This is a genomic window from Gammaproteobacteria bacterium, from assembly GCA_016195665.1.
Classification (GTDB): Bacteria; Pseudomonadota; Gammaproteobacteria; order SURF-13; family SURF-13; genus JACPZD01.
The window spans coordinates 49,243-70,958 of the sequence record JACPZD010000020.1 but is presented as its reverse complement, the minus strand read 5'-3'; the positions used below and the strand labels follow the sequence as shown (position 1 = coordinate 70,958).

Here is a 21,716-nt window from a genome sequence, read left to right as displayed (position 1 = left end):
CCTGAGTTAAGCCGCTACCTTGGCAAGCGTCGCGCGATAGGTGTTGGCGTGACGCTCCTCAACCTTGGCGAGCGCCGCGAAACGCTTGGCGGCCTTTTCCAGTGTGGCCTTGAACCGCTCGGCGTGCTCCTTGGACTCGGCGATCTGCTCGTCGTACTCCGCTATCGCCGCCGCGTTGCCTTCCTGTATCGCCGTGTGCCGGAAGTTGGGATACATCTCGGTATACTCGTAGGTTTCACCTTCGATAGCCATCTCCAAGCAACGCGCCACGTTCATATCGGTTTTTGGGTAAAGCAGATCCAAGTGGCCGAAGGCATGCTGGACTTCCTGGGCCGCGGTCTCTTCAAAGACCTTGGCGGTTTCCGCATCACCCGCGGCGCGAGCGATCCCGGCGAAATACAGATACTTGATATGCGCCATTGATTCGCCGGCAAAGGCGGCCTCGATATTTTTAACGGTAATTGACTCGTTGGTCTTCATAATCTATCTCCTCTGTTAGGTTACATTCATCACTTGCTTCGTGATACAGGGAGAATAATAGGGGTTGGTAGTTAATAAATCTAATTGATTATATTTAATATATTGATAGTTTTTAGCTATCATATAAACCTTGCAGCCAATTCAGATTTTAGGTTGGACGGGAGCAAGGTCGAGGAAGTTCACACACGGTAACGGACAGGCATGCAACGCCTCACGCAGCGTCGCAATCGCCTGGGGGCGGGGAAAACTGTTGCGCCAGGCCAGTGCAATGCGCCGCTTGGGGACGGGATCGGCAAACGGACGCACCGCGAGGAGCTTGTCTTCCGCCTGATGGGAAAGCACCGAGGTGCAAGGCAGCACGGTGATCCCCGCGCCGGAGGCGACCATGTGGCGTATCGTTTCCAATGAGCCGCCTTCCAGAGTGCGCTGCAGGCTGCCCACCGCACTGGAGCGGTTGAGCTCCGGGCAGACCATCAACACCTGGTCGCGAAAGCAATGCCCGGCGCCAAGCAGCAACAGGTTCTCCTTGGCCAGTTCCTTGGCCTTGATCGCTTTCAGCTTTTTCCACTCGTGATTATACGGCAGCACCACCTTAAACGGCTCGTCGTAGAGCGCCTGTGTCACCACGCCTGGCTCATCAAAGGGCAATGAGATGACAATCACATCCAGCACCCCTTCCTTCAATAACTCACTCAACCGTGCTGTATAATTTTCTTCGATCAGCAACGGCATGCGCGGCGCGCGTTTGTGCAACAGCGGTATCAAATGCGGCAAGAGGTAAGGCCCTATGGTGTAGATAACGCCGAGACGCAGAGGTCCCGCCAGCGGGTCTTTTCCCTCTTGGGCGATCTCCCTGATGGCTGCGGTCTGCTCCAGGACACGTTGGGCCTGCGCGACGATACGCTCCCCGACGGGGGTGAGCGTCACCTCGTTCGTGCCGCGCTCAAACAGCGCCACCCCCAGCTCTTCTTCCAGCTTGCGTATCGCCACGCTTAAAGTCGGCTGACTGACAAAACATGCCTGCGCGGCGCGGCCAAAGTGCCGCTCGCGCGCCACCGCAACGATGTAGCGAAGTTCAGTGAGCGTCATGGTCTGGTGTTATATTTGAACGAGGCTATAATATCCATACATGGAGCTTAACATGAACCCGGCAACGAATTCTGATCGCCCTTCCCTGCCGCTGCCCGATGGAGAGCAGCGGGTCTTGCTACACTCCTGCTGCGCGCCGTGCGCCGCCGACATCATGAGCGAAATGAAACGCTCCGGGATAGATTACACGATCCTGTTTTACAATCCCAACATCCATCCAAAACACGAATACGAGCTACGAAAATCAGAAAACAAGCGCTACGCCGAGAAACTGGGCGTGCTGTTTGTGGACCTCGATTACGACACCGACAACTGGTTTGCCCGCATTAAAGGTCTGGAATATGAGCCCGAACGCGGCGAACGCTGCACCCGGTGTTTCGACATGCGTTTTGAACGTTCCGCGTTATACGCCGTCGAGCATGGGTTCAAGATTTTCACCAGCTCGCTGGGTATCTCGCGCTGGAAGGACATGGACCAAATTAACCACAGCGGAGAACGCGCCGCCGCACGACATGAAGATTTGTCCTACTGGACCTTCAACTGGCGCAAGGGCGGTGGCAGCGCCCGCACCATAGAAATCTCTAAAGCAGAACATTTTTATCAACAGGAATATTGCGGCTGTATTTACTCGCTGCGCGATACCAACCTGCATCGCAAAACTCAGGGTAAACCGAAGATTAAATTTGGAATAAGATTCTATGAGACAGAAGAATCAAGATAATCTGCTATGACAAAAGAAGCTAGTTGCAGCATGAAAAGGAGTCTCTTGAAATGGCGGACATGCAGAGGATTTGGCACGGCACTCGAACCTACATGATGAGTGACAGGACGAATCCTCCACCACCTTATTTGAGGTGATGCGTGTGAGGTTAGTGTTGACTGTTGGTGCCCGGGGCCGGACTCGAACCGGCATGGCTGTTTAGGCCGAGGGATTTTAAGTCCCTTGCGTCTACCAGTTTCGCCACCCGGGCGGGAGAGTTGGTGGGATTGCTTGAGAGAGTAGAGAGGAGCCTTCCTCAATAATCTATAAAATAGATTACAATAGCAACGTAACTATTTGATTATATTGGAGGCTAGGGCCGGAATCGAACCGACGTACACGGCTTTGCAGGCCGCTGCATAACCACTCTGCCACCCAGCCGTGACTCGTAAGGCCAGGGCTACGGCCACCCTCTTTAAAGTTATTTATGGAGCGGGAAACGAGATTCGAACTCGCGACCCCAACCTTGGCAAGGTTGTGCTCTACCGCTGAGCTATTCCCGCATCACAGAAGTCGGCTATTGTAGCGGGGAGTACCACCTTATCGCAACATTTTGATTACTTGGAGACCAAACCCGGCCATGCCGCGCGCAGATAGATGACCATGGACCAGAGGGTAAGGCCTGCGGCGAGGTAGAGCAGGGCAAACCCTATTGCCGTGATGGGTAGGCCTGCAACCGGCTCCCGGTACAGTAACAATATCAGGGCCAGCATTTGGCTGCCGGTCTTGAACTTGCCCATGATGGACACGGCCACCGAGGTGCGTTTGCCGATCTCCGCCATCCATTCTCGAAGACCGGAGATGATGATCTCGCGGCCTACGATAACCGCTGCAGGCAGCGCAAACCAGGCGGTGGGATGGGTCTGTACCAGCAAGACCAAGGCTACGGCGACCATCAGTTTGTCGGCGACCGGGTCGAGAAAGGCGCCCAAGGCGGAGACCTGGCCGAGCTTACGGGCCAGAAACCCGTCTAGCCAGTCGGTGACGGCTGCGAGCGCGAATATCGCTGCCGTGGCGATATGGGCGGACTTAAACGGCAGATAAAAGACCAGCACAAAGATCGGCACCAGACCGATACGCAGCAGCGTCAGCAGATTAGGAATGCCCATCAACGAGACGAGTCGGGCGCCTTCTGTCCTTTCACGGCTGCTGTCTAACATGTTTCGTGACGAACCGATTTAGAGCATATCCATAAATAGTTTCCCTGTGTCCCTTGCGGTGAAAAGGTTTCACCGCAGAGGGCGCGAAGGAGAAACAAACCCTTCTTGAGGGTATTCCTCTGCGTCCTCTGCGGTAAATTATTTATGGATAAGTTCTTAGTCGCTGTGAAAGCTGTCATAAATCCTCTGGGCGATTTCGCGGCTGATGCCCTGAACCTGGGTGAGATCCTCGACCCCGGCCCGCGCCACCTCGTGCAGCCCGCCGAAATGGCTGAGCAACATCTGGCGGCGGCGTGGCCCCATGCCGGGTATCCCCTCCAGCGTGGAGGTTGTGCGGGCCTTGGCGCGGCGTTGCCGGTGGCCGGTGATGGCGAAGCGGTGGGCCTCGTCTCGAATCTGTTGTATCAGGTGCAAGGCCGGGGAGTTCTCGGGCAGTATAACGGGCGCGCCGGTGGCGGACAAGAACAGGCTCTCCAACCCCGCCCTGCGCCCGGGCCCCTTGGCCACACCGGCTAGCGTAACGCCTGTGACCTGTAACTCCTCCAACACCTGTTCCGCCTGGGCGACCTGGCCCTTGCCGCCGTCTATCAACAGCACATCGGGGATTTTGCCCTCGCCCTGCTGGAGCCGTGTATAGCGTCGCGACAGGGCCTGCCGCAGGGCGGCGTAATCATCGCCTGGGGTGATGTCCTGGATGTTAAAGCGGCGATAATCGGATTTCAGCGGGCCGTTGCCGTCAAACACCACGCAGGAGGCTACCGTCGCCTCGCCCATGGTATGACTGATGTCGAAGCATTCCAGCCGCTGTGGCGTCGCATCGAGATCCAACGCGGCCTTCAACTCCTCCAGTCGCTGGCGGATTGTGCCCTTGTTAGAGAGTTCAAAGGCCAAGGCATGCCCGGCGTTGGCAACCGCCATTTGCACCCAGCGCGCCCGCTCGCCGCGTACCGCGTGCGTAATCGTCACCTTGTGGCCCGCTTGAGCCGCCAGACCTTGCTGTAACAGCCCCTGCTCATCCAGCGGGAGATTGATCAGAATCTCGCTGGGGATCTCTTTGACGTTGGCCGGCTCTCCGTCCCGCGCGGGATCGGCCAGATAATATTGCGAAATAAAGGCGCTCAGCACCTCAGCCGCGCCGGCGCCCGCGGGTACGCGCGGGAAAAAAGATTTGTTGCCGAGGTTACGTCCTGCGCGAACATAAAACACCTGCACGCACGCCACGCCATTGCGGACTGCGCAGGCGATCACATCGAGGTCTCCCCTCTCGCCGCTGACATATTGATGCTCCTGCACCCTCCGCAGCATGGCGATCTGGTCACGGTAGTGGGCGGCGCGCTCGAAATCGAGTTATGCTGCGGCGGACTCCATGCGAGCGGCCAGATCATCGGTGAGCTGGTGGCTTTTTCCCTCCAGAAACATCACCGCATGCTGCACGTCCTGCTGATAGGTCTCCTTGTCCACCAGCCCCACGCAGGGCGCGGTGCAGCGTTTGATCTGGTACTGCAAACAGGGACGCGAGCGATTCTTGAAAAAGACATCCTCGCACTGGCGGACGGGAAACACCTTTTGCAGCAGATGCAGGCTCTCGCGCGCCGCGCTCGCGCTGGGGTAAGGACCGAAGTAACGGCCTTTGGCCCGCTTGGCGCCGCGGTGCAATGACAAACGCGGGAAGTCATCAGCGCTGGAGAGATAAATAAACGGATAACTCTTGTCATCGCGCAGCAGTACGTTATAGCGGGGTTGCAGCTCCTTAATCAGGGTGTTTTCCAGGATCAACGCCTCGGTCTCGGTGTGCGTGACTGTCACCTCGATAGCGCGGATCTGCGCGACCATCGCCTGCGTCTTGGAGTCACCGGATGAGCGAAAATAACTCGTCACACGCTTCTTGAGGTTGCGCGCCTTGCCGACATAAAGCACTTCACCCTTGGCGTCCTGCATGCGGTAGACCCCGGGGCGGCCGGTCAGGGTTTTGAGAAAGCCCTTGGCATCGAAATGGGCGCTGGCTTTTTTCATCCTGACATTATAATGCACATTAAGTACGTTTAATAATATATTGAATTTAATAATGTATTTTTAATCTTAGAACTGACTTTTCGGCATGAAAGACAACTGGTAATGGCTCAATCCTAACGGCACGGTTTATAATCATCGTACTCCAATCAAAAGAGCCTGCGCATGAAAATCGGCGCCTCATCCATACGTCCCAACACGCTATTAAACTACCAGAAGCGGCTTTGGCGGGTTATCAAGGTAGAACACGTCAAGACCGGCCGGGGCGGGGCCTTTGCCCAGGTGGAGATGAAAGACATCGAGACCGGCACCAAACTCAACGAACGATTCCGCGCTGAGGACAAGGTGGACGAAGTCGAACTCGAAACGCGCAAGATGCTCTATTCCTACGAGGACGGCGACGCGCTGGTATTTCTGGATAACGAGAGCTACGAACCCTTGAGCGTGTCGCGCGGATTCCTCGAAAAAGAGATGGGATACCTGCTCCCCAACACGGAGATACAGGCCAAGCTCTACGACAACAGGCTGATCTCGGTCGAGCTGCCGTCCAATGTCGTTCTCGAAATCATAGAGGCCGACCCGGTTGTGAAAGGTCAGAGGGACCCTGGAACAGATCATGGAGTGGCGCGGATGCCCCAAGGTGATCCGCTGTGACAACGGCCCGGAATACATCAGTGGCGCCCTGCTGGCTTGGGCGCAGCGACGCTCGATCCGCATCGAATACATCCAGCCAGGCAAGCCCCAACAAAACGCCTATGTCGAGCGCTACAACCGCACTGTGCGCTACGACTGGCTCGCGCATTACCTACTTTGACTCCATCGCCGAGGTGCAGGCGTTTGCCACCCGCTGGCTTTGGACCTACAATCACGAACGGCCGAACAGGGCTCTGGGAGGCATCACCCCAAAACAGAAGTTGGCCCTGGTGGCCTGAACTCTACTTTAGGCACCACTTAAAAATGGGGGGATTACCATTATGGTTCAGGCCAATGTAATTAGTTCAGCTTACCAAGCTGGAGTAAAGCGTATGCTTTTTACCGCTTCCAGTTGTATTTATCCACGAGATTGCCCGCAACCCATCAAGGAAGAGTATTTACTCACCGGGCCGCTGGAGGAGACCAACGAACCCTATGCCATAGCAAAGATTGCGGGAATCAAGCTCTGCGAAAGTTACAACCGCCAGTATGGCACTCAGTACATCAGTGTGATGCCGACCAACTTGTATGGGCCAAATGATAACTATGACCTGAACAACAGCCATGTTTTGTCGGCGTTGATTCGCAAGGCCCATGAGGCCAAGGTGCGCGGGGACAAGAAACTCATGGTTTGGGGTTCCGGCAAGCCTATGCGGGAATTTTTACATGTGGACGACATGGCCGATGCCTGCGTGTTTCTGATGGAGCAAGGGATTTCGGACGGTATTTTCAACGTCGGCACCGGAACTGATGTCACGATTCGCGGGTTGGCGGAGACAGTTATGCAAGTCGTCGGATTTGAAGGCGAGATTGAATTTGATAGTTCAAAGCCCGACGGAACGCCGCGCAAGCTGCTGGATGTTTCACGCATGGCCTCACTGGGTTGGCAAGCACGGATTGCATTGGTTGACGGAATCAAGAATGCGTATTCGGATTTTCTGACAAAAACATATTCAGCCTGATTGGGCGGCTTTCGATATCCGAGTAAGCGCAGGGTATAGCAGGAATAGGGTGCCGAGGCCACACTGCGAATTTTTGATGAAGCATACAGGCACGGAAGAAAAATTGCCTTCGATCCGATAATAGAATAAGGGTAGCTTCGAATGTCGTCAGACGGGGTAAGCAATCCCCAGCCCATTCTGATATAGGTTCTGGAGAGTCTGGGTTATGGACATTTATTTTGTGAGCCGAAAAGCTTTTTCCAAGTGGCGCTCTATCGAGGCTAAAAACACCGCATTCGTGGATCAGCATCCCGAAGAATTCCGTAGCGGAGTTGACGTTTGGATTGCCCAGACATTCCTGCGAGTGCGCGAACCGTTGGCTGCCTTGGGAATCTTTTGTAGGTTTTCTGACCATTTCATTCCCGGAAAGATTTGCATAGCCCATCGAGACGACTTGAATGACTTTTTTGGTGGGGCTTACCGAAGTTTTGTCGTTGGCATCCGCGCAGATCGCCCGCCACTCTATATTTGTCAACAAGAGGTAAGGCAAAATAACTTGTTGCCGGATACTCCTGAGCGACACTATCTGCGGCACTGGCCTCAGCCGGGCCTTGTGTCCCGCAATCCAGGCAGAGGCAATATGCTCAAAACTGTCGGTTACTTGGGGCGGGACTCAGCGGCGCCAAATTGGTTTCGAGGTTCGGAGTTGCGTGATGCACTACAGAAACTCGGAGTCAGCTTTGAAATTCGAACCAAAGCTTGGTATGACTACTCTGATATTGACGTTCTACTGGCCTATCGTGACGAACTGCCGCTCATGTTCCGGCACAAGCCTGCCACCAAGCTCTATAATGCCTGGCTTGCAGGCGTCCCGGCGTTGTTGAGCAACGAGCCGGCATTTGCAGGAATTCGGAACAGTGAACTCGATTATATCCCCGTACATAATATGGATAATGTTTGTGCGGCTATTCAACGGCTAAAAACCGACCCGGTACTTTACCGGAACATGATCGAGCACGGCGCCCGCCGGGCTCGTGACTACACGGTCGCGGCTATCAGTGCACAGTGGGTGAATTTCATCTGTGATTCTGTACTTCCCGCTTACAAAATCTGGCAGGCTCGCGATGCGAGCAGGCGGACTAGGCTACTGGGGAAATTTGCTGTACATATGGTCAGGCAAAAACTCGCCGCAAAACTATTCCGTCGAGGCATAGAGTTCGGATACCCCATAAAATAGCTCTATCCTTAGCGCGTCTAACAAAATGAGTTCTCATGCTGTCTTGAGAAAGCGCCAACAGATCAATGCGCAGCCGATAGCGAGGAATGCCTCATGGATATAGGCCAGCTTCTCGTAACGAACACGAAGGCGACGAAACTGATGCAGCCAAGCAAGGGTGCGTTCCACCACCCAGCGTGTCTTGCCCAGGCCGCTGCCGTGTTCGGTACGTCGCTTTGCGATCTGGGGGGCGATGCCGCGCTCGACCAACGCTTGACGATGGGGTTCGGAATCGTAACCCCGGTCTGCCTGGATCAAGTCGGGTTTACGCTTCGCCACGCCGCGCTTGCCGCGAATCGGAGGGATGCCATCCACCAGCGGCCGCAGCTGCGTGAGGTCATTGCGATTGGCTTCGGTCAGAATAACATTCAGCGGAATGCCTTGCGCGTCCGTGAGGAGGTGGTGTTTACTCCCGGCTTTACGGCGATCGGTAGGGTTCGGTCCCGTTTTTTTCCCCCGTGCACGGCACGTATCGAAGACGAGTCAGCCACGGCGCGGGAGAAATCGATCCGGTCCGCCGCGCGTAACTTGGCCAATAGGACCGCGTGCAGCCGGTCCCATACGCCGGCTTTCTGCCAGGCACGCAGCCGCCGCCAACAGGTCATGCCCGATCCACAACCCATCTCCTGTGGCAGCATCTCCCACGGAATACCCGACCTCAACACAAACAGAATCCCCGTCAGTACCTGCCGGTACGCCAGTGGCTTGCGGCCCGGATATCGCTTGCGCCGCTGCTTGGTGGGCGGCAGTAGGGGTTCGATTATTGACCATAGCTCGTCATCCACCCGTTGGCGCGGCATCTTTGTCCCTCCAGACAGTAAGATGCGCGGCATTGTAAAGGTAGTTTGTTCATTTTGTTAGATGCTCTTAGGCGTCACGTGAAAATAACTTGACCAATATTGTGCGCTGTGGTCTAAAGCGTAGATGCATGTCGCATCCGCAATCCGGCAGATCAAATCACGATACCGTTCTCTTGCGCCATTGATGGATGAACGGATGCGCCGGCAATGGGCGGCGACGGAAGCACAGACCTATGGCTGGGGTGGTTTGAGCGCGGTGAGCGATGCGACCGGCATGTCACGCAACACGATCCGCAAGGGCATGGCCGAGTTGGAGGCGCGCAAGAAGAATCCTAAGGCTGTGGCGGATGCGGGCCTGCGCCGGAAAAGGAGGCGGCCGCAAGGGCGTTGCCGGGTTGGAGGCGCGCAAGAATAATCCTAAGGCTGTGGCGGATGCGGGCCGGTGAGCCGTGGAGATCCGCAGCCGGCGTTGCGTTGGACGTGCAAGAGCACCGCCCGCTTGGCAGAGGAATTGACGCGGCAGGCGCACCCCATCGGGGCGTGGACGGCGGGCGCATTACTGAGGGCGGCTGGCTACAGCTTGCAGAGCCATCGCAAGACGAAGGAAGGAGCAACGCATCCGGATCGCAATGCTCAGTTCGAGCATATCAACACGATGGTCCAGCGGCTTCAGCAGCGCGGTCAGCCGGTGATCTCGGTGGACACGAAGAAGAAAGAACTCGTAGGCCAGTTCAAGAACGGCGGGCGCGAGTGGCAGCCCAAGGGCGAGCCCGAAGAGGTGGACGTGCACGACTTCCCGGACCCGCAACTGGTCAAGGTCATTCCCTACGGGGTGTTCGATCTGAGCAAGAACGAGGGCTGGGTGAGCGTGGGCATCGATCACGACACGGCGCAGTTCGCCGTGCAAGCCATTGGCCGATGGTGGAAGAAGATGGGTGCCAAGCGATACCCGGATGCCAAGGAACTATTGATCACGGCCGGCGGCGGTGGCAGCAACGGCAGCCGGAGCCGCTTGTGGAAGGTGGCGCTGCAAGGATTGGCGGTGCGCCTGGGCATGCCGATCCACGTGTGCCACTTCCCGCCGGGAACCAGCAAGTGGAACAAGATCGAGCATCGCATGTTCTGCCACATCACCCAGAATTGGCGGGGGCGGCCTTTGGTGAGTCACGACGTCATCATCAATCTGATTGCGAACACAACAACGCAGGCCGGATTGAAAATCCGCGCCGAACTGGATCGAGGCACCTATCCGATCGGCCTCAAGATCACCGACGCCGAACTAAGCGGACTCAATCTCAAGTTGGCCAAGTTTCATGGCGACTGGAACTACACACTCCTGCCGCTACGCAAGAAAACTTGATCAACTTATTTTCACGTGAGGCCTTAGGGTGGTAGATCGTTATTACTACTTCCCCAGATGAAGCAGAACTGCTGCTACACATGCCGACGAAAACCTACCCTTCAGCGACATTGACTCACTACTTCACAGAAATGGAAATAACACTGCAAGGAATAAATACCAAACCCGGGCAATGCTGTGTTACTCCGGCGTCGTCGTAATAAAACCAAGAATTAGTTCTGGTTGCTTTCGCAGTTAACGCAGCAGCAAGCAACTTGCTGTTACTATTGGGTATCGCGACGAGCCCTGAAGTGCATTGTGGAGACACAGGGCTGGAGAGCTTTAGGCATGTGGTTCCGGGATTCGCTGTGTCGCTACCTCCGTTCACGAAGATTTCGACGATCATGGTTTCCACAGCAGCACCAGCGGCCAAGCCTGGTACTGGCGCGAAAATCACTGTTGCGAGGATTAGGGATAACAGCCCGTGGCCAATAGACGCTTGACTCCATCCTGCCTCTTTGGGAGAGGAAGCGCGTATCGACAATATTATTATCTTAGCGAACTTCAGGTACTTGTACATAGCGCGACCAGCTCCTACAAACCGGCAACATTAGAGACGGGGCTAAGCATCCTGGTGCCGCAATTCATCGGCGTGGGCGACCGTATCAAAATCAACACCGGTACGGGTGAATATGTGGAGCGGGCATAAGCAGCACAGACACGGGATGTTTTTAAAATGTTTAGAAAGGAAGCAATATGGATGCTTATTCTTTTTCTTTTGCTACCCATACTGGGGCTATTGGCGGCGATTATTATTCCTGTCTTTATGAGATAACCAGTCCCAGCCCATAATACTCAAGACGCCTCGCTCACCAGTTGGTAGTGAGTGATGGTATCAAACGGCTGTGGTTTAGCTATACCGTAGCCTTGGGCATGATCTACCCCGATCTGCTTTAGCATGGCCAGGGTTTCCTTGTTTTCGACGAACTCGGCGATGGTCTGTATTCCCATTACATGGCCGATATTGTTGATCGCTTCAACCATCGCACGGTCTATCGGGTCGTGAGCCATATCCTTGATGAAACTGCCGTCTATCTTCAAATAGTCCACCGGAAGGTGTTTCAGGTAGGCAAACGAAGACAGGCCGATGCCGAAATCATCCAGCGAGAAGCTGCAACCCAATTTCCGTAATTCCTGTATAAAGTGCACGGCCTTGCCGAGATTGGAAATCGCCGCGGTTTCGGTGATCTCAAAACAGATCGCCTGATAAGGCACCCCAAAGAGTAAAAACTGCTCCTGTACGAACTGGGGAAAATGCTCATCGCTCAGTGATGTACCGGACAGGTTGATGGTCCAGCGGATAATCATTTGCTCATCGCCGGGTTCGTGAGCCGCATGTAGTCGGGCGTAATGGGCGAAGGCGGTACGCACCACCCAGCGGTCTATGGCCGGCATGAGATTATAACGTTCCGCCGCCGGAATAAACGCCATCGGCGGCGCCAGGCTCCCTTCCTCATCGAGCATACGGATCAATAGTTCCGCATGGTCGCCGGGTGTTCCGTTGGCAGAATGGAGGGAGATGATTTCTTGCGAATAGAGCTGAAAACGATTTTCTTCAAAGGCCTTGTGGATACGCCCCACCCATTCCATTTCAACATGACGCAGGGCAAGCTCGCTGTCTTCGGGATGATAGGCATGCACCCGGTTGCGGCCTTTGTCCTTGGCGATATAACAGGCGGTATCGGCTGAGCTTAAAATCTCCGCCAGCGACAGGGTCGCATCACAGAAGCTCACCAAGCCGATGCTGACGCCCATCGTGAAGGCCTTTTCCTGCCAGACAAAATAGAAATCTTTCACTGTCTGGCGCAATTCGTCGGCGATACGGGCCGCCTGTTCGGGAGGGCAATGTTCCAGCAACACGCCGAATTCGTCACCGCCGAGGCGCGCCAAGGTATCCCGCTCACGCAGGCGTATCTGCAGGAGGCTGGTGATCTGGCGCAACAGGTCGTCACCGGCGATGTGCCCGCATGTGTCATTGACGATTTTGAACTGGTCGAGATCAAGATAGAGCAGCGCGTGTTGGGTGTGCAGCTTGTCCACGCTTGCAAGCGCTCTGGCCAGACGGCGCTCGAACTCCCGCCGGTTGATAAGCCCGGTCAAGGCGTCGTGGCTTGCCTGATGTTGGAGTTGCGCGGCCATCCTGCGCGAATGGCTGACATCGCGGAACACCAGCACGACGCCGACGACGGCGCCGTCACGATCGCGTATGGGCGCCGCGGATTTCTCGATGGAAAACTCTCCGCCGCTCTTCTGCACCAGCACGGCGTGCCCGCTGGGGGTTATGGTTTTGCCTTCCTGTATCACGCTTTCGACCGGGTTGGCGACTGTTTCACGGGTAAGCTCATTAAGGACATGAAACACCTGCTGCAGAGGCAGGCCGCGCGCCTCCGGGCCAGTCCAGCCGGTGAGTGACTCCGCCACAGGATTAAGGTATTCGACATGCCCCGCCGTATCGGTGGTGATCACGGCGTCGCCGATGGATTCGAGCGTAACCTGAGCACGTTCCTTTTCGCGGAATAGCGCCGCCTCCGCCTGTTTACGCTCCATAATATCGTCGGCCAGTTCATCGGCGGTATATCTAAGTTTAAACAGGATGTGGATGATATAGGCGAGCAACGTAATCGAAAACAGGTAGAGGTAGAAGCGATACACACTGACGCGCCGCATGCTTTGGTTGACGTAGGCTTGGTAAGACCGAATAAGTTTGTCGGCGGCCTGGGCGCTAGGCGCGTGTATGATTCCGGCCACCAAGCCGTCTACTTCGCCCTTGTTGACCAGAATGGTACGTGCATGCGAAATCAGGATGTCAAGGCTGCTGAGCACTTCCGGTGAGACCGAGTCGCGTTTGCCCGCCAGGCTGTCCAGGGAGCGGCCGATTTGTTGTTTAAGCTCCGGGCTTGCGGTGAGATTGTAAATGAGCACGTCGGTTAATAGCTTGCCGAGCAGCAGGGTCAAATCATCGCCGCCCTTTGATGCCCTGACAAGGTTGATCAGCTCAGCGGTGACCACCGGGAAATATTTCAGTGAATTGTTGAGGATGGCGTTGTGCGACTTAAAGCGCTCTACAAAACCCTCCTTCTCTCTTACCATATCGTTCAGCGCATCTATCTGTGCGTCTATGTCCGTCTGCCCCCGATGATAGATACTGGAGGGACCGGTGACGAAATCATTAGTGATGGCGTGCAACCGCGTCAGGCTGCGGACGATAGGGTCGTAGTTATTGAGCAGGTGTGAGCGCGATTCGATGACATCCTGATTGAGGGTGGCGTCGAGCTGTTTGAACTGGCTGAGATTGGCGACGATTCTGTTATGCTGCTGTTGATTGAACGATTGTGTTTGCACGTATAAAAAGGATAACAGCGAAATGGCAGCCAGGCCCAGAAAAACGCGTACTACTAGCGCAGCGCTGAACTTGGAAAGAAAGTTACTCATAGTCGGAAAGGGATTTCCCTTTATATTGACCGGTCAAGGTGTTCAGAAAGGCGATGATGTATTCGATATCCTGGTGCGGAATGGGCCGTCCTAATTGATAACGGGCCATAACCTTGATGGCATCCTCTAAGGTCTGCGCCGAACCGTCATGGAAGTAAGGTGCGGTGAGCGCCACGTTACGCAGGCTGGCGACACGAAACCGGTGCCGGTCTTCCTCCTGCTGAGTGATATTGAAGCGGCCCAGATCTGCCTCCGTGATATTTCCGCGGTCGGCAAAGTAACCGTTCATCACGCCGAATTTCTGAAACATGTTTCCGCCCACATTGACGCCCTGATGGCAGGCGACACAGCCGTAGGATTTGAATAGATAATAGCCACGTTTTTCCTGTTCCGTAATCGCCTGTTGGTCGCCTCGCAGATATCTATCGAAACGGGAGTTAGGGGTGATAAGAGACCGCTCGTAAGTTACTATGGCGTCCTTGATGGTGGAAATTTGCATGCCATCGCGATAGATTCTGGAAAATTCGGCGACGTAGTTGGGGTCTTGTTTAAGTTTAGGGATGATTTCCTGCCAGGTGGTCTTTAAGCTGACTTTGAGCACCCTGTCAATCTGGTCTTCGAGGCGGGCAAACTCCCCGTTCCAATGCAGCCTGAAATTGAGACTGGAGTTAAATATCGTCAAGGTATTTACGGCGGTGGGTTTGCCGTCTACTTTAGGAGAGTGAGACTGGTTGTCTGTACCCCCTTTTTTGAAAATATGGCAGGTTACGCAGGCCATGCTACCGTCGGGCGAAAACCTGTAATCGTGAAATAGACGCTCGCCCAGGGCAACCTTGTCTTTATTTAACTCAACACGCTGCGGAATGGGTTGAATGGGCTCATTACCTGCCGCCCCGAGGGTAGATTCTGTGAATGGGGTCTCGGTGATGGAGGCGGAGGACTGTGAAGAATCCAGCCACCACCATGGCGCCAGAGCTAGCACTGCATAGGCGAGTATCAGGAATGGCAGGTAACGGCGTCTTTTCATATCCGGTTTATAGTATTCTGGTTGCAGCTATTCGGCACTTTACTCGAGGGCTTCTGTCCGATTCTACGTAGCAAATAACATGCCTACTCCGGGCAGAGTATAAATTTAGCGGGTGATAGGACGATTTAGGCTTGTTAGAGTCCGATAAGCGGCGGGTAAACGCTTAAACGGTGAGTATGAAGCAGGAGAAATGGCTATCAGCGGCTGAGCGCGCCGGCGCACAGAGCAAGCAGAGCACCGGGGAAGATGCCCAAGGCAAGCACGGCCAGACCGTTCGCGGTCATCGCCACGCGCATGTCGAGGCTGGCATCGAGAGGCGTGGCGTCTTCGGGCTGGTCAAAGTACATGAGCTTGATGATGCGCAGGTAGTAAAACGCCCCGATGACCGAGAGCAGCACGGCGAACGCTGCAAGCCAGACCAAATCGGCATGGACCACGGCCTGGAGCACCGAGAGCTTGGCGTAAAAACCCAGTGTGGGCGGTACGCCCGCCATAGAAAACATCAGGATCAACATCATGAAGGCGAACCACGGGCTGCGCTGGTTCAAGCCCTTGAAATCGTCCAGCCGGTCGGCCTCGAACCCGGTGCGGCCCAACAGGATAATCATGCCGAAACCGCCTATGCTCATGATGGCATAGGCGATGATATAAAACATCGCCGCCGAGTAGCCCAACTGGCTTCCGCTCAGTACACCCAATAACAAAAAGCCTACGTGGGCGATCGTTGAGTAGGCGAGCATGCGCTTCAGATTGGCCTGGGCGATGGCGATGATGTTACCGACCGCCATGGATAACACCGACAGGATGATGAGCATGTCCTGCCACTGGACATGCAGGTGACCGAGACCCTCCACCATCAGGCGCATCAGCATGGCGAAGGCGGCGATCTTGGGCGCACCGGCGATAAACAGCGTCACCGACGTGGGCGCGCCGTGATAGACGTCGGGTATCCACATGTGAAACGGCGCGGCGCCGAGCTTGAACATGACGCCGATGATGATGAACACCAATGCAAATACCAGCACAACGTTCGTCCCCGCCCCCTGCCCTGCTTGCACGCTGTGCGCCACTGCGGCACTGATCTGCGCTATATCCAGCGTACCGGTGACGCCATACAGCATGGACATGCCGTAGAGCAGCAGCCCCGAGGCCAGCGCGCCCAGCACGAAGTATTTCATCGCGGCCTCGGAGGCCTCCAGCGAATCGCGCCGCATGGCGACCATCGTATAGAGCGAAAGCGACAACAATTCCAACCCCAGGTATACCGTCAACAGACTGTGAGCGGAGACCAGCACCATCATTCCCAACACGGCGAACAATCCCACGACGAAATATTCGCCCTTGTAGAGCTGCCGGGTACGCAAATACTCGCGCGAGTAGAGAAACACCACGGCGGTGACGAGATAGATAAACATTTTCAACACGTCGCCCATGCGGTCGCGCACGAAGGTGTCGCTAAATGTCAGGGTAAGCTGGTCGGGGTAGGAGGCCAGGGTAAAAATCGCCGCGCCCAGCAGCGTGGCCTGCGTCAGCAAATAAGTAATGATGCGGTTGTCTTCGCGCAGAAAGAGATCCACGATGAGAACCAGGCAGGCCATACTCAGCACAAAGATCTCAGGAATGGCGGGGGCGAAATTTGGCATCACAAAGTTCATAGCTTGGATTTGGCTATATGCTCGAGCAAATTCTGCACGGTGGGGTGCATGACATCGATGAGCGGCGCGGGCCAGAGACCCAGCCACAACACGGCCACGGCCAGCGTCGCCAGTACGATACCCTCACGAAGGTTGATGTCCTGAAGACTCGCCACCCCGTCATTGGCGATCTTGCCGAAGATGACACGCTTCACCATCCATAATGTATAAGCTGCTCCCAGCACCAGCGTGACGCCAGCCAGCAAGGCGTACCAGAAATTGGCCTTGAAGGCGCCCAGTATGACCATAAACTCGCCGACGAAGCCCGAGGTCCCTGGCAGACCCGCGTTGGCCAAGGCAAACAACACCATGAGACTCGCAAACACCGGCATGGTGTTGGCGACACCGCCGTAGGCGCTGATCTCGCGGCTGTGCAGGCGGTCGTACAGAACACCGACGCACAGGAATAAGGCGCCGGACACGAAGCCGTGCGAGATCATCTGCACCAACCCGCCCTCTACGCCCAGCGCGGCCCCCTGGATGCCGCCGGTCTTGGCAAAGATCGTAAAGGGGATGAAAAATCCCAAGGTGACGAAACCCATGTGCGAAATCGAAGAATAGGCGATGAGTTTTTTGAGATCCTGTTGCACCAGGGCGACAAATCCGATATAGACCACCGCGATCAACGACAGCGCGATCATCAGCCAGTCCAACTCGTGACTGGCGTCGGGCGCAATGGGCAGACTAAACCGTACAAAGCCATAGGCGCCCATCTTCAACATGATCGCGGCCAGGATCACCGAACCGCCGGTCGGCGCCTCGACGTGGGCATCCGGCAGCCAGGTGTGCACCGGCCACATCGGCACCTTGACCGCGAAGGCGAGCAGGAAGGCGATAAAGATCAGTATTTGGGCCGTCATGCCGATTTTCAGATTATGGTAGTCGAGCACCGCAAAACTGTCCGACTGGAAAAACAGATAGAGTAGCGCGACCAGCATCAGCACCGAGCCCAGAAAGGTGTACAGAAAGAATTTGATCGTGGCGTAGACACGGCGCGGCCCGCCCCACATCCCGATGATGAGAAACATCGGAATCAGCATGCCTTCCCAAAAGACATAAAACAGGATCGCATCGAGAGAGGCGAACACGCCATTCATGAGCCCTTCCATAATCAAAAAGGCGGCCATGTATTGCGAGACCTTGTGTTGAATCACCTCCCAGCTTGCGATGACGACCAGCAGTGTGGTGAACGTCGTCAGCAGTATCAGCGGCATGGAAATGCCGTCTATTCCCAGGTGGTAGTTAATTTTGAAGGCAGTGATCCAGGGCGCCAGTTCTACAAACTGCATCACGGAAGTCGCGGCATCAAACCGGGTATAGAGAGGTATGCTCACCAGCAAGGTCAGCGCAGCGATCACCAATGCCAGGACACGGGCGCGCTGCGGCGCACTTTCTCCACTGGCGAGCAGTAAAAGACCACCCAGGATAGGTATCCAGATGACCAGACTGAGCAGGGGTAAATGTTCGGGCATGATGTTTTAGTGTGTAAGCCAACTTATCAACGGCCAACCCAGCAGCAGCATCAATCCGACAATGATGGCAAAGGCGTAGTGGTAAAGATAACCGGATTGGATTTGACGCACGATTGATGAGAACCAGCCGATGCTACGCGCCGTGCCGTTGACCATTAAGCCGTCTATCAGCTTGACATCCCCGGTTTGCCAGAGCACGCGGCCCACATCGCGCGCGCCTCCGGCAAAGAAAAAATCATTGAACTCATCGAAACCGTATTTCCGGTCCAAGATGGCGTAGAGCCCCGCAAAGCGGCGCTTGATCTGGCCCGCAAGTTCAGGCCGATGCAGGTACAGGAACCAGGCAACCAGTATCCCCGCTACGGCGAGCCAGAAAGGCGGCCCCATCATGCCATGGAGGGTGAAACTCAGGACGCCTTGATACTCCACGCCAAGCTCGGCGAGTACGTCGTGCTGCGGCAGGACAAAAATAGACTGGCCAAAAAATCCATGAAATAGCATCGGCCCGTTGTAGATCGCACCGATGATGACCGAAGGAATGGCCAGCGCCAGCAGTGGTAAGGTAACTACCAACGGGCTTTCGTGCAGATGGTGTTTGGTATGCTCGTCCATACGCGGCTTGCCGTGAAATACCAGAAACAGCAGCCTGAAGCCGTACAACGCCGTGATGAATACGCCGCTCAACACAGCGACGTAGGCAAATCCGGCGCCGGGGAGCACCGATTCGCGCACCGCATCGATGATGGCGTGCTTGGAATAAAATCCTGCAAAGCCGGGAAAGCCAATCATCGCCAGGGTTCCAATCAGAAAGGTCCAATAGGTGATGGGTAGATATTTTTTCAAGCCGCCCATGGTGCGAATATCCTGTTCATGGTGCATGGCGATGATGACCGAACCCGCCGCGAGGAACAGCAGCGCCTTGAAGAAGGCGTGGGTCATGAGGTGAAAGATCGCACCGGCATAGGCCGAAGCCCCTAACGCGACGGTCATGTAGCCCAGATGCGAAAGCGTCGAATAGGCGACGACGCGCTTGATATCGTTTTGCACAATGCCGAGCAGTCCCATAAACAGTGCCGTGATCGCGCCGATCACCAGCACAAAGCTGAGCGCCGTTTCGGAAAGCTCGAACAACGGCGACATGCGCGCGACCATGAAGATGCCTGCAGTCACCATCGTCGCGGCGTGGATCAGCGCGGAGATAGGTGTCGGGCCTTCCATGGAGTCGGGAAGCCAGACATGCAGCGGCACCTGCGCCGATTTGCCCATCGCGCCGATAAACAACAGGATGCAGATCACGGTCATGAGTAGCCAGGGACTACCCGGCATGATTTCCAGCGTGACGCCGGCAAGCTGCGGCGCCCGTTCAAAGACCGCTGCATAATCGAGGGTATTGAAGTGCATCAAGATCGCCGCGATCCCCAACAGGAAACCGAGATCGCCCACCCGGTTCACCAGGAATGCCTTGAGATTGGCATAGATCGCCGATTCGCGCTGATACCAGAAACCGATCAGCAGATATGAAACGAGGCCCACCGCCTCCCAGCCGAAGAACAGTTGCAGGAAATTGTTGGCCATCACCAGCATCAGCATGGAAAAGGTGAACAGCGCTATGTAACTGAAGAACCGCTGGTAGCCGGGGTCATCCTGCATGTAGCCAATGGTGTAGATGTGCACCATCAGCGATACGAACGTCACCACCACCATCATCAACGCGGTGAGTTCATCTACCAGGAAACCGATCTCGAATTTCACGCCGTCGCTCACCATCCAGGTGTACACGGAGGCGTTGTACGCGGGGGCGTGGTCTATGATGATCTGCTTGAATACCAGCAGCGAGAGCAGAAAGGAAGTGGCGACGCCGATGATCGTCACCCAATGCGCCCCGGCACGGCCGATCTGTTTGCCGAACAGGCCTGCGATGATGGCGCCGAACAGCGGGGCAAGCGGGATGAGCAGATAAACGTTAGCCATGGGCTAGCCTTTCAAGGAGTCCAGGTCATCAACGTTGATAGTGCCCCGGTTGCGGAACAGCACCACGAGTATTGCAAGGCCGATCGCGGACTCCGCCGCGGCGACAGTGAGAATGAAGAACACGAAAACCTGGCCGGCGCTGTCCCCTAAATAATGAGAAAAGGCGATGAAGTTCATGTTGACCGAGAGCAGCATCAACTCAATCGCCATCAACAGAATGATGACATTTTTGCGGTTGAGGAAGATTCCGGCCATGCTGATGCAGAACAAGGCCGCCCCCAGAATCAAAAAATCAGATAATGCAATCACTGCCGTTTCCCTATCCGCTTTTCGGACGCCATCTTCACGATGCGCACCCGATCCGCGCTCTTCACCTGTATCTGCTGCGCGGGATCCTGATACTTGGCCTGAGGACGCTTGCGCATGGTCAAGGCGATCGCGGCGATGATCGCTACCAGCAGAATCGCCGAGGCGATTTCAAATGGGTAGGCATAAACAGTATAAAGCACACGGCCCAATGCCTGGGTATTGCTGTAATCCGCAGCAGCATTCGCAGGGCTCGCCACTTGTTCCAGACCAAAGTGACGCGGCCCCACCACGACTACCATCTCCACGGCGATAATCACCGCCACCAGCCCTCCAACCGGAAGATAGCGGGCAAATCCCTCTCTCAAAGGGGCGATGTTGATGTCGAGCATCATCACGACAAACAGGAACAGCACCATGACGGCGCCCACGTAAACCAGCACCAGGGTAATGGCCAGGAACTCGGCCTCGAGCAGCAGCCACACCGCAGCGCTGGTAAAGAAGGCAAGCACCAGGAACAACGCCGCATGGACGGGATTGCGCACCGTGATGACCATGAGCGCCGCTCCGACAAGTATGGCGGCGAAAAGGTAAAAGATGATTTGTTCAGTCATAATTAAGCAAGATAAAAGATAAAAGATACAAGGTACAAGATGAAAACAAAATCTGAAGTTGTTTTCTTGTATCTTGTAACTTGTATCTTGCATCTGTCTTTAACGATAAGAAGCATCCTGCGCCCTGTCCGCGGCAATCTGCTTTTCATAACGGTCGCCGATCTCGAGCAGTTTACCTTTAGTGATGATATTGTCTCCCCGCTTTTCGAAGTGAAAGTCAAAGATCCGGGTCTCGACGATCGCGTCCACGGGGCAGGATTCTTCGCAAAATCCGCAATAAATACATTTGAACAAATCTATATCGTAGCGCGTGGTGCGGCGCGTGCCGTCCGCACGCTGCTCGGACTCGATAGTGATGCACGCCGCCGGACATACTGCCTCGCAAAGCTTGCAGGCGATACAGCGTTCCTCGCCGTTTGGATAGCGGCGCAGGGCGTGTAGGCCGCGGAAGCGGTTGGATTGGGGGGTAGTCTCTTCCGGGTATTGCACGGTGATCTTTTTGGAAAAAAGATATTTACCGGTCAGCCTCAAGCCGCCGAACAGTTCCCACAGAAACAGGCTTTTGATATAGTTGCGTATCGCGCTCATACTA

General features: G+C 55.4%; 17 protein-coding genes, 3 tRNA genes and 3 pseudogenes. 7 read left to right on the top strand and 16 right to left on the bottom strand.

Annotated elements, in window-relative coordinates:
- Positions 1 to 6: 6 nt before the first annotated feature.
- Both HY028_05520 and HY028_05515 read right to left on the bottom strand, forming a co-directional pair.
- Positions 7 to 480, bottom strand: a complete 474-nt coding sequence (locus HY028_05520) for a rubrerythrin (protein ID MBI3344298.1) — start codon at positions 478 to 480, stop codon at positions 7 to 9.
- Positions 481 to 621: 141 nt separating this feature from the next.
- Complete coding sequence (locus HY028_05515; protein ID MBI3344297.1) at positions 622 to 1,569, bottom strand: hydrogen peroxide-inducible genes activator; 948 nt, start codon at positions 1,567 to 1,569, stop codon at positions 622 to 624.
- Between the two features lie 52 nt (positions 1,570 to 1,621).
- Here HY028_05515 and HY028_05510 point away from each other — a divergent pair, with 52 nt between their 5' ends.
- The gene (locus tag HY028_05510; protein MBI3344296.1) at positions 1,622 to 2,290 is read left to right on the top strand and encodes an epoxyqueuosine reductase QueH; all 669 of its coding nucleotides are present in this window, start codon (positions 1,622 to 1,624) and stop codon (positions 2,288 to 2,290) included.
- Positions 2,291 to 2,452: 162 nt separating this feature from the next.
- On the opposite strand, the gene HY028_05505 is transcribed toward HY028_05510, so the two are convergent.
- From HY028_05505 to uvrC, 5 genes and pseudogenes are all read right to left on the bottom strand, one after another.
- A tRNA-Leu gene (locus HY028_05505) sits at positions 2,453 to 2,540 on the bottom strand.
- Positions 2,541 to 2,636: 96 nt separating this feature from the next.
- Positions 2,637 to 2,710, bottom strand: a tRNA-Cys gene (locus HY028_05500).
- A gap of 47 nt (positions 2,711 to 2,757) precedes the next feature.
- Positions 2,758 to 2,832: transfer RNA gene (locus tag HY028_05495), tRNA-Gly, on the bottom strand.
- A gap of 54 nt (positions 2,833 to 2,886) precedes the next feature.
- Positions 2,887 to 3,438 carry a CDP-diacylglycerol--glycerol-3-phosphate 3-phosphatidyltransferase gene (gene pgsA / locus HY028_05490; protein ID MBI3344295.1) on the bottom strand — a complete coding sequence of 184 codons (552 nt, stop codon included), beginning with the start codon at positions 3,436 to 3,438 and terminating at the stop codon, positions 2,887 to 2,889.
- Between the two features lie 207 nt (positions 3,439 to 3,645).
- A pseudogene (gene uvrC, locus HY028_05485) lies at positions 3,646 to 5,502 on the bottom strand (excinuclease ABC subunit UvrC).
- Between the two features lie 162 nt (positions 5,503 to 5,664).
- Between uvrC and HY028_05480 the strand changes: the two are divergent.
- From HY028_05480 to HY028_05465, 4 genes and pseudogenes are all read left to right on the top strand, one after another.
- The gene (locus HY028_05480; protein ID MBI3344294.1) at positions 5,665 to 6,153 is read left to right on the top strand and encodes an elongation factor P; all 489 of its coding nucleotides are present in this window, start codon (positions 5,665 to 5,667) and stop codon (positions 6,151 to 6,153) included.
- A pseudogene (locus HY028_05475) lies at positions 6,101 to 6,431 on the top strand (transposase family protein). Before HY028_05480 ends, HY028_05475 begins: the two are co-directional and overlap by 53 nt.
- 42 nt (positions 6,432 to 6,473) lie before the next feature.
- Positions 6,474 to 7,154, top strand: coding sequence for a GDP-L-fucose synthase (locus tag HY028_05470; protein ID MBI3344293.1), 681 nt, complete (start codon positions 6,474 to 6,476; stop codon positions 7,152 to 7,154).
- A gap of 205 nt (positions 7,155 to 7,359) precedes the next feature.
- Complete coding sequence (locus HY028_05465; GenBank protein MBI3344292.1) at positions 7,360 to 8,370, top strand: hypothetical protein; 1,011 nt, start codon at positions 7,360 to 7,362, stop codon at positions 8,368 to 8,370.
- 33 nt (positions 8,371 to 8,403) lie between these two features.
- On the opposite strand, the gene HY028_05460 is transcribed toward HY028_05465, so the two are convergent.
- Positions 8,404 to 9,209, bottom strand: a protein-coding gene (locus HY028_05460) for an IS5 family transposase (GenBank protein ID MBI3344291.1) whose coding sequence is annotated in 2 segments (ribosomal slippage) — positions 8,404 to 8,870 and positions 8,870 to 9,209 — 807 coding nt in all. Because the reading frame shifts where the segments join, the coding sequence is not laid out codon by codon here.
- A gap of 124 nt (positions 9,210 to 9,333) precedes the next feature.
- On the opposite strand from HY028_05460, the pseudogene HY028_05455 reads away from it, so the two are divergent.
- Both HY028_05455 and HY028_05450 read left to right on the top strand, forming a co-directional pair.
- Positions 9,334 to 10,569, top strand: a pseudogene (locus HY028_05455) (ISAzo13 family transposase).
- Between the two features lie 463 nt (positions 10,570 to 11,032).
- Positions 11,033 to 11,257 carry a hypothetical protein gene (locus tag HY028_05450; protein MBI3344290.1) on the top strand — a complete coding sequence of 75 codons (225 nt, stop codon included), beginning with the start codon at positions 11,033 to 11,035 and terminating at the stop codon, positions 11,255 to 11,257.
- A 146-nt stretch (positions 11,258 to 11,403) separates the two neighbouring features.
- Here HY028_05450 and HY028_05445 read toward each other — a convergent pair whose 3' ends face one another.
- The 8 genes from HY028_05445 to nuoI all read right to left on the bottom strand — a co-directional run bounded on the left by HY028_05445 (position 11,404) and on the right by nuoI (position 21,712).
- A complete protein-coding gene (locus tag HY028_05445; GenBank protein ID MBI3344289.1) occupies positions 11,404 to 14,040 on the bottom strand; it encodes an EAL domain-containing protein in 2,637 nt (878 codons plus the stop codon).
- Positions 14,033 to 15,067: a c-type cytochrome gene (locus HY028_05440; protein MBI3344288.1), complete on the bottom strand. Its 1,035-nt coding sequence runs from the start codon at positions 15,065 to 15,067 to the stop codon at positions 14,033 to 14,035. Before HY028_05440 ends, HY028_05445 begins: the two co-directional genes overlap by 8 nt.
- A 197-nt stretch (positions 15,068 to 15,264) precedes the next feature.
- Positions 15,265 to 16,722 carry an NADH-quinone oxidoreductase subunit NuoN gene (nuoN, locus tag HY028_05435; protein ID MBI3344287.1) on the bottom strand — a complete coding sequence of 486 codons (1,458 nt, stop codon included), beginning with the start codon at positions 16,720 to 16,722 and terminating at the stop codon, positions 15,265 to 15,267.
- Positions 16,719 to 18,233: an NADH-quinone oxidoreductase subunit M gene (locus HY028_05430; protein MBI3344286.1), complete on the bottom strand. Its 1,515-nt coding sequence runs from the start codon at positions 18,231 to 18,233 to the stop codon at positions 16,719 to 16,721. The genes nuoN and HY028_05430 overlap by 4 nt, the downstream gene beginning before the upstream one ends.
- A gap of 6 nt (positions 18,234 to 18,239) precedes the next feature.
- On the bottom strand, positions 18,240 to 20,204 hold the full coding sequence (gene nuoL, locus HY028_05425; GenBank protein ID MBI3344285.1) for an NADH-quinone oxidoreductase subunit L: 1,965 nt from the start codon (positions 20,202 to 20,204) through the stop codon (positions 18,240 to 18,242).
- Between the two features lie 3 nt (positions 20,205 to 20,207).
- Positions 20,208 to 20,513 carry an NADH-quinone oxidoreductase subunit NuoK gene (gene nuoK / locus HY028_05420; GenBank protein MBI3344284.1) on the bottom strand — a complete coding sequence of 102 codons (306 nt, stop codon included), beginning with the start codon at positions 20,511 to 20,513 and terminating at the stop codon, positions 20,208 to 20,210.
- The gene (locus HY028_05415) at positions 20,510 to 21,124 is read right to left on the bottom strand and encodes an NADH-quinone oxidoreductase subunit J (protein MBI3344283.1); all 615 of its coding nucleotides are present in this window, start codon (positions 21,122 to 21,124) and stop codon (positions 20,510 to 20,512) included. Before HY028_05415 ends, nuoK begins: the two co-directional genes overlap by 4 nt.
- Before the next feature lie 99 nt (positions 21,125 to 21,223).
- Entirely contained in the window at positions 21,224 to 21,712 is a 489-nt protein-coding gene (nuoI, locus tag HY028_05410; protein ID MBI3344282.1) for an NADH-quinone oxidoreductase subunit NuoI, read from the bottom strand.
- Between the last annotated feature and the right edge of the window lie 4 nt (positions 21,713 to 21,716).

Bases quoted from the DNA above. Each gene is read 5' to 3' on its own strand.
- HY028_05440 (MBI3344288.1), bottom strand. From the start codon at position 15,067: ATGAAAAGACGCCGTTACCTGCCATTCCTGATACTCGCCTATGCAGTG.
- nuoL (MBI3344285.1), bottom strand. From the start codon at position 20,204: ATGGCTAACGTTTATCTGCTCATCCCGCTTGCCCCGCTGTTCGGCGCC.
- nuoN (MBI3344287.1), bottom strand. From the start codon at position 16,722: ATGAACTTTGTGATGCCAAATTTCGCCCCCGCCATTCCTGAGATCTTT.
- HY028_05510 (MBI3344296.1), top strand. From the start codon at position 1,622: ATGAACCCGGCAACGAATTCTGATCGCCCTTCCCTGCCGCTGCCCGAT.
- HY028_05430 (MBI3344286.1), bottom strand. From the start codon at position 18,233: ATGCCCGAACATTTACCCCTGCTCAGTCTGGTCATCTGGATACCTATC.
- HY028_05445 (MBI3344289.1), bottom strand. From the start codon at position 14,040: ATGAGTAACTTTCTTTCCAAGTTCAGCGCTGCGCTAGTAGTACGCGTT.
- HY028_05465 (MBI3344292.1), top strand. From the start codon at position 7,360: ATGGACATTTATTTTGTGAGCCGAAAAGCTTTTTCCAAGTGGCGCTCT.
- pgsA (MBI3344295.1), bottom strand. From the start codon at position 3,438: ATGGGCATTCCTAATCTGCTGACGCTGCTGCGTATCGGTCTGGTGCCG.
- HY028_05415 (MBI3344283.1), bottom strand. From the start codon at position 21,124: ATGACTGAACAAATCATCTTTTACCTTTTCGCCGCCATACTTGTCGGA.
- HY028_05520 (MBI3344298.1), bottom strand. From the start codon at position 480: ATGAAGACCAACGAGTCAATTACCGTTAAAAATATCGAGGCCGCCTTT.
- nuoI (MBI3344282.1), bottom strand. From the start codon at position 21,712: ATGAGCGCGATACGCAACTATATCAAAAGCCTGTTTCTGTGGGAACTG.
- HY028_05470 (MBI3344293.1), top strand. From the start codon at position 6,474: ATGGTTCAGGCCAATGTAATTAGTTCAGCTTACCAAGCTGGAGTAAAG.
- HY028_05480 (MBI3344294.1), top strand. From the start codon at position 5,665: ATGAAAATCGGCGCCTCATCCATACGTCCCAACACGCTATTAAACTAC.
- HY028_05515 (MBI3344297.1), bottom strand. From the start codon at position 1,569: ATGACGCTCACTGAACTTCGCTACATCGTTGCGGTGGCGCGCGAGCGG.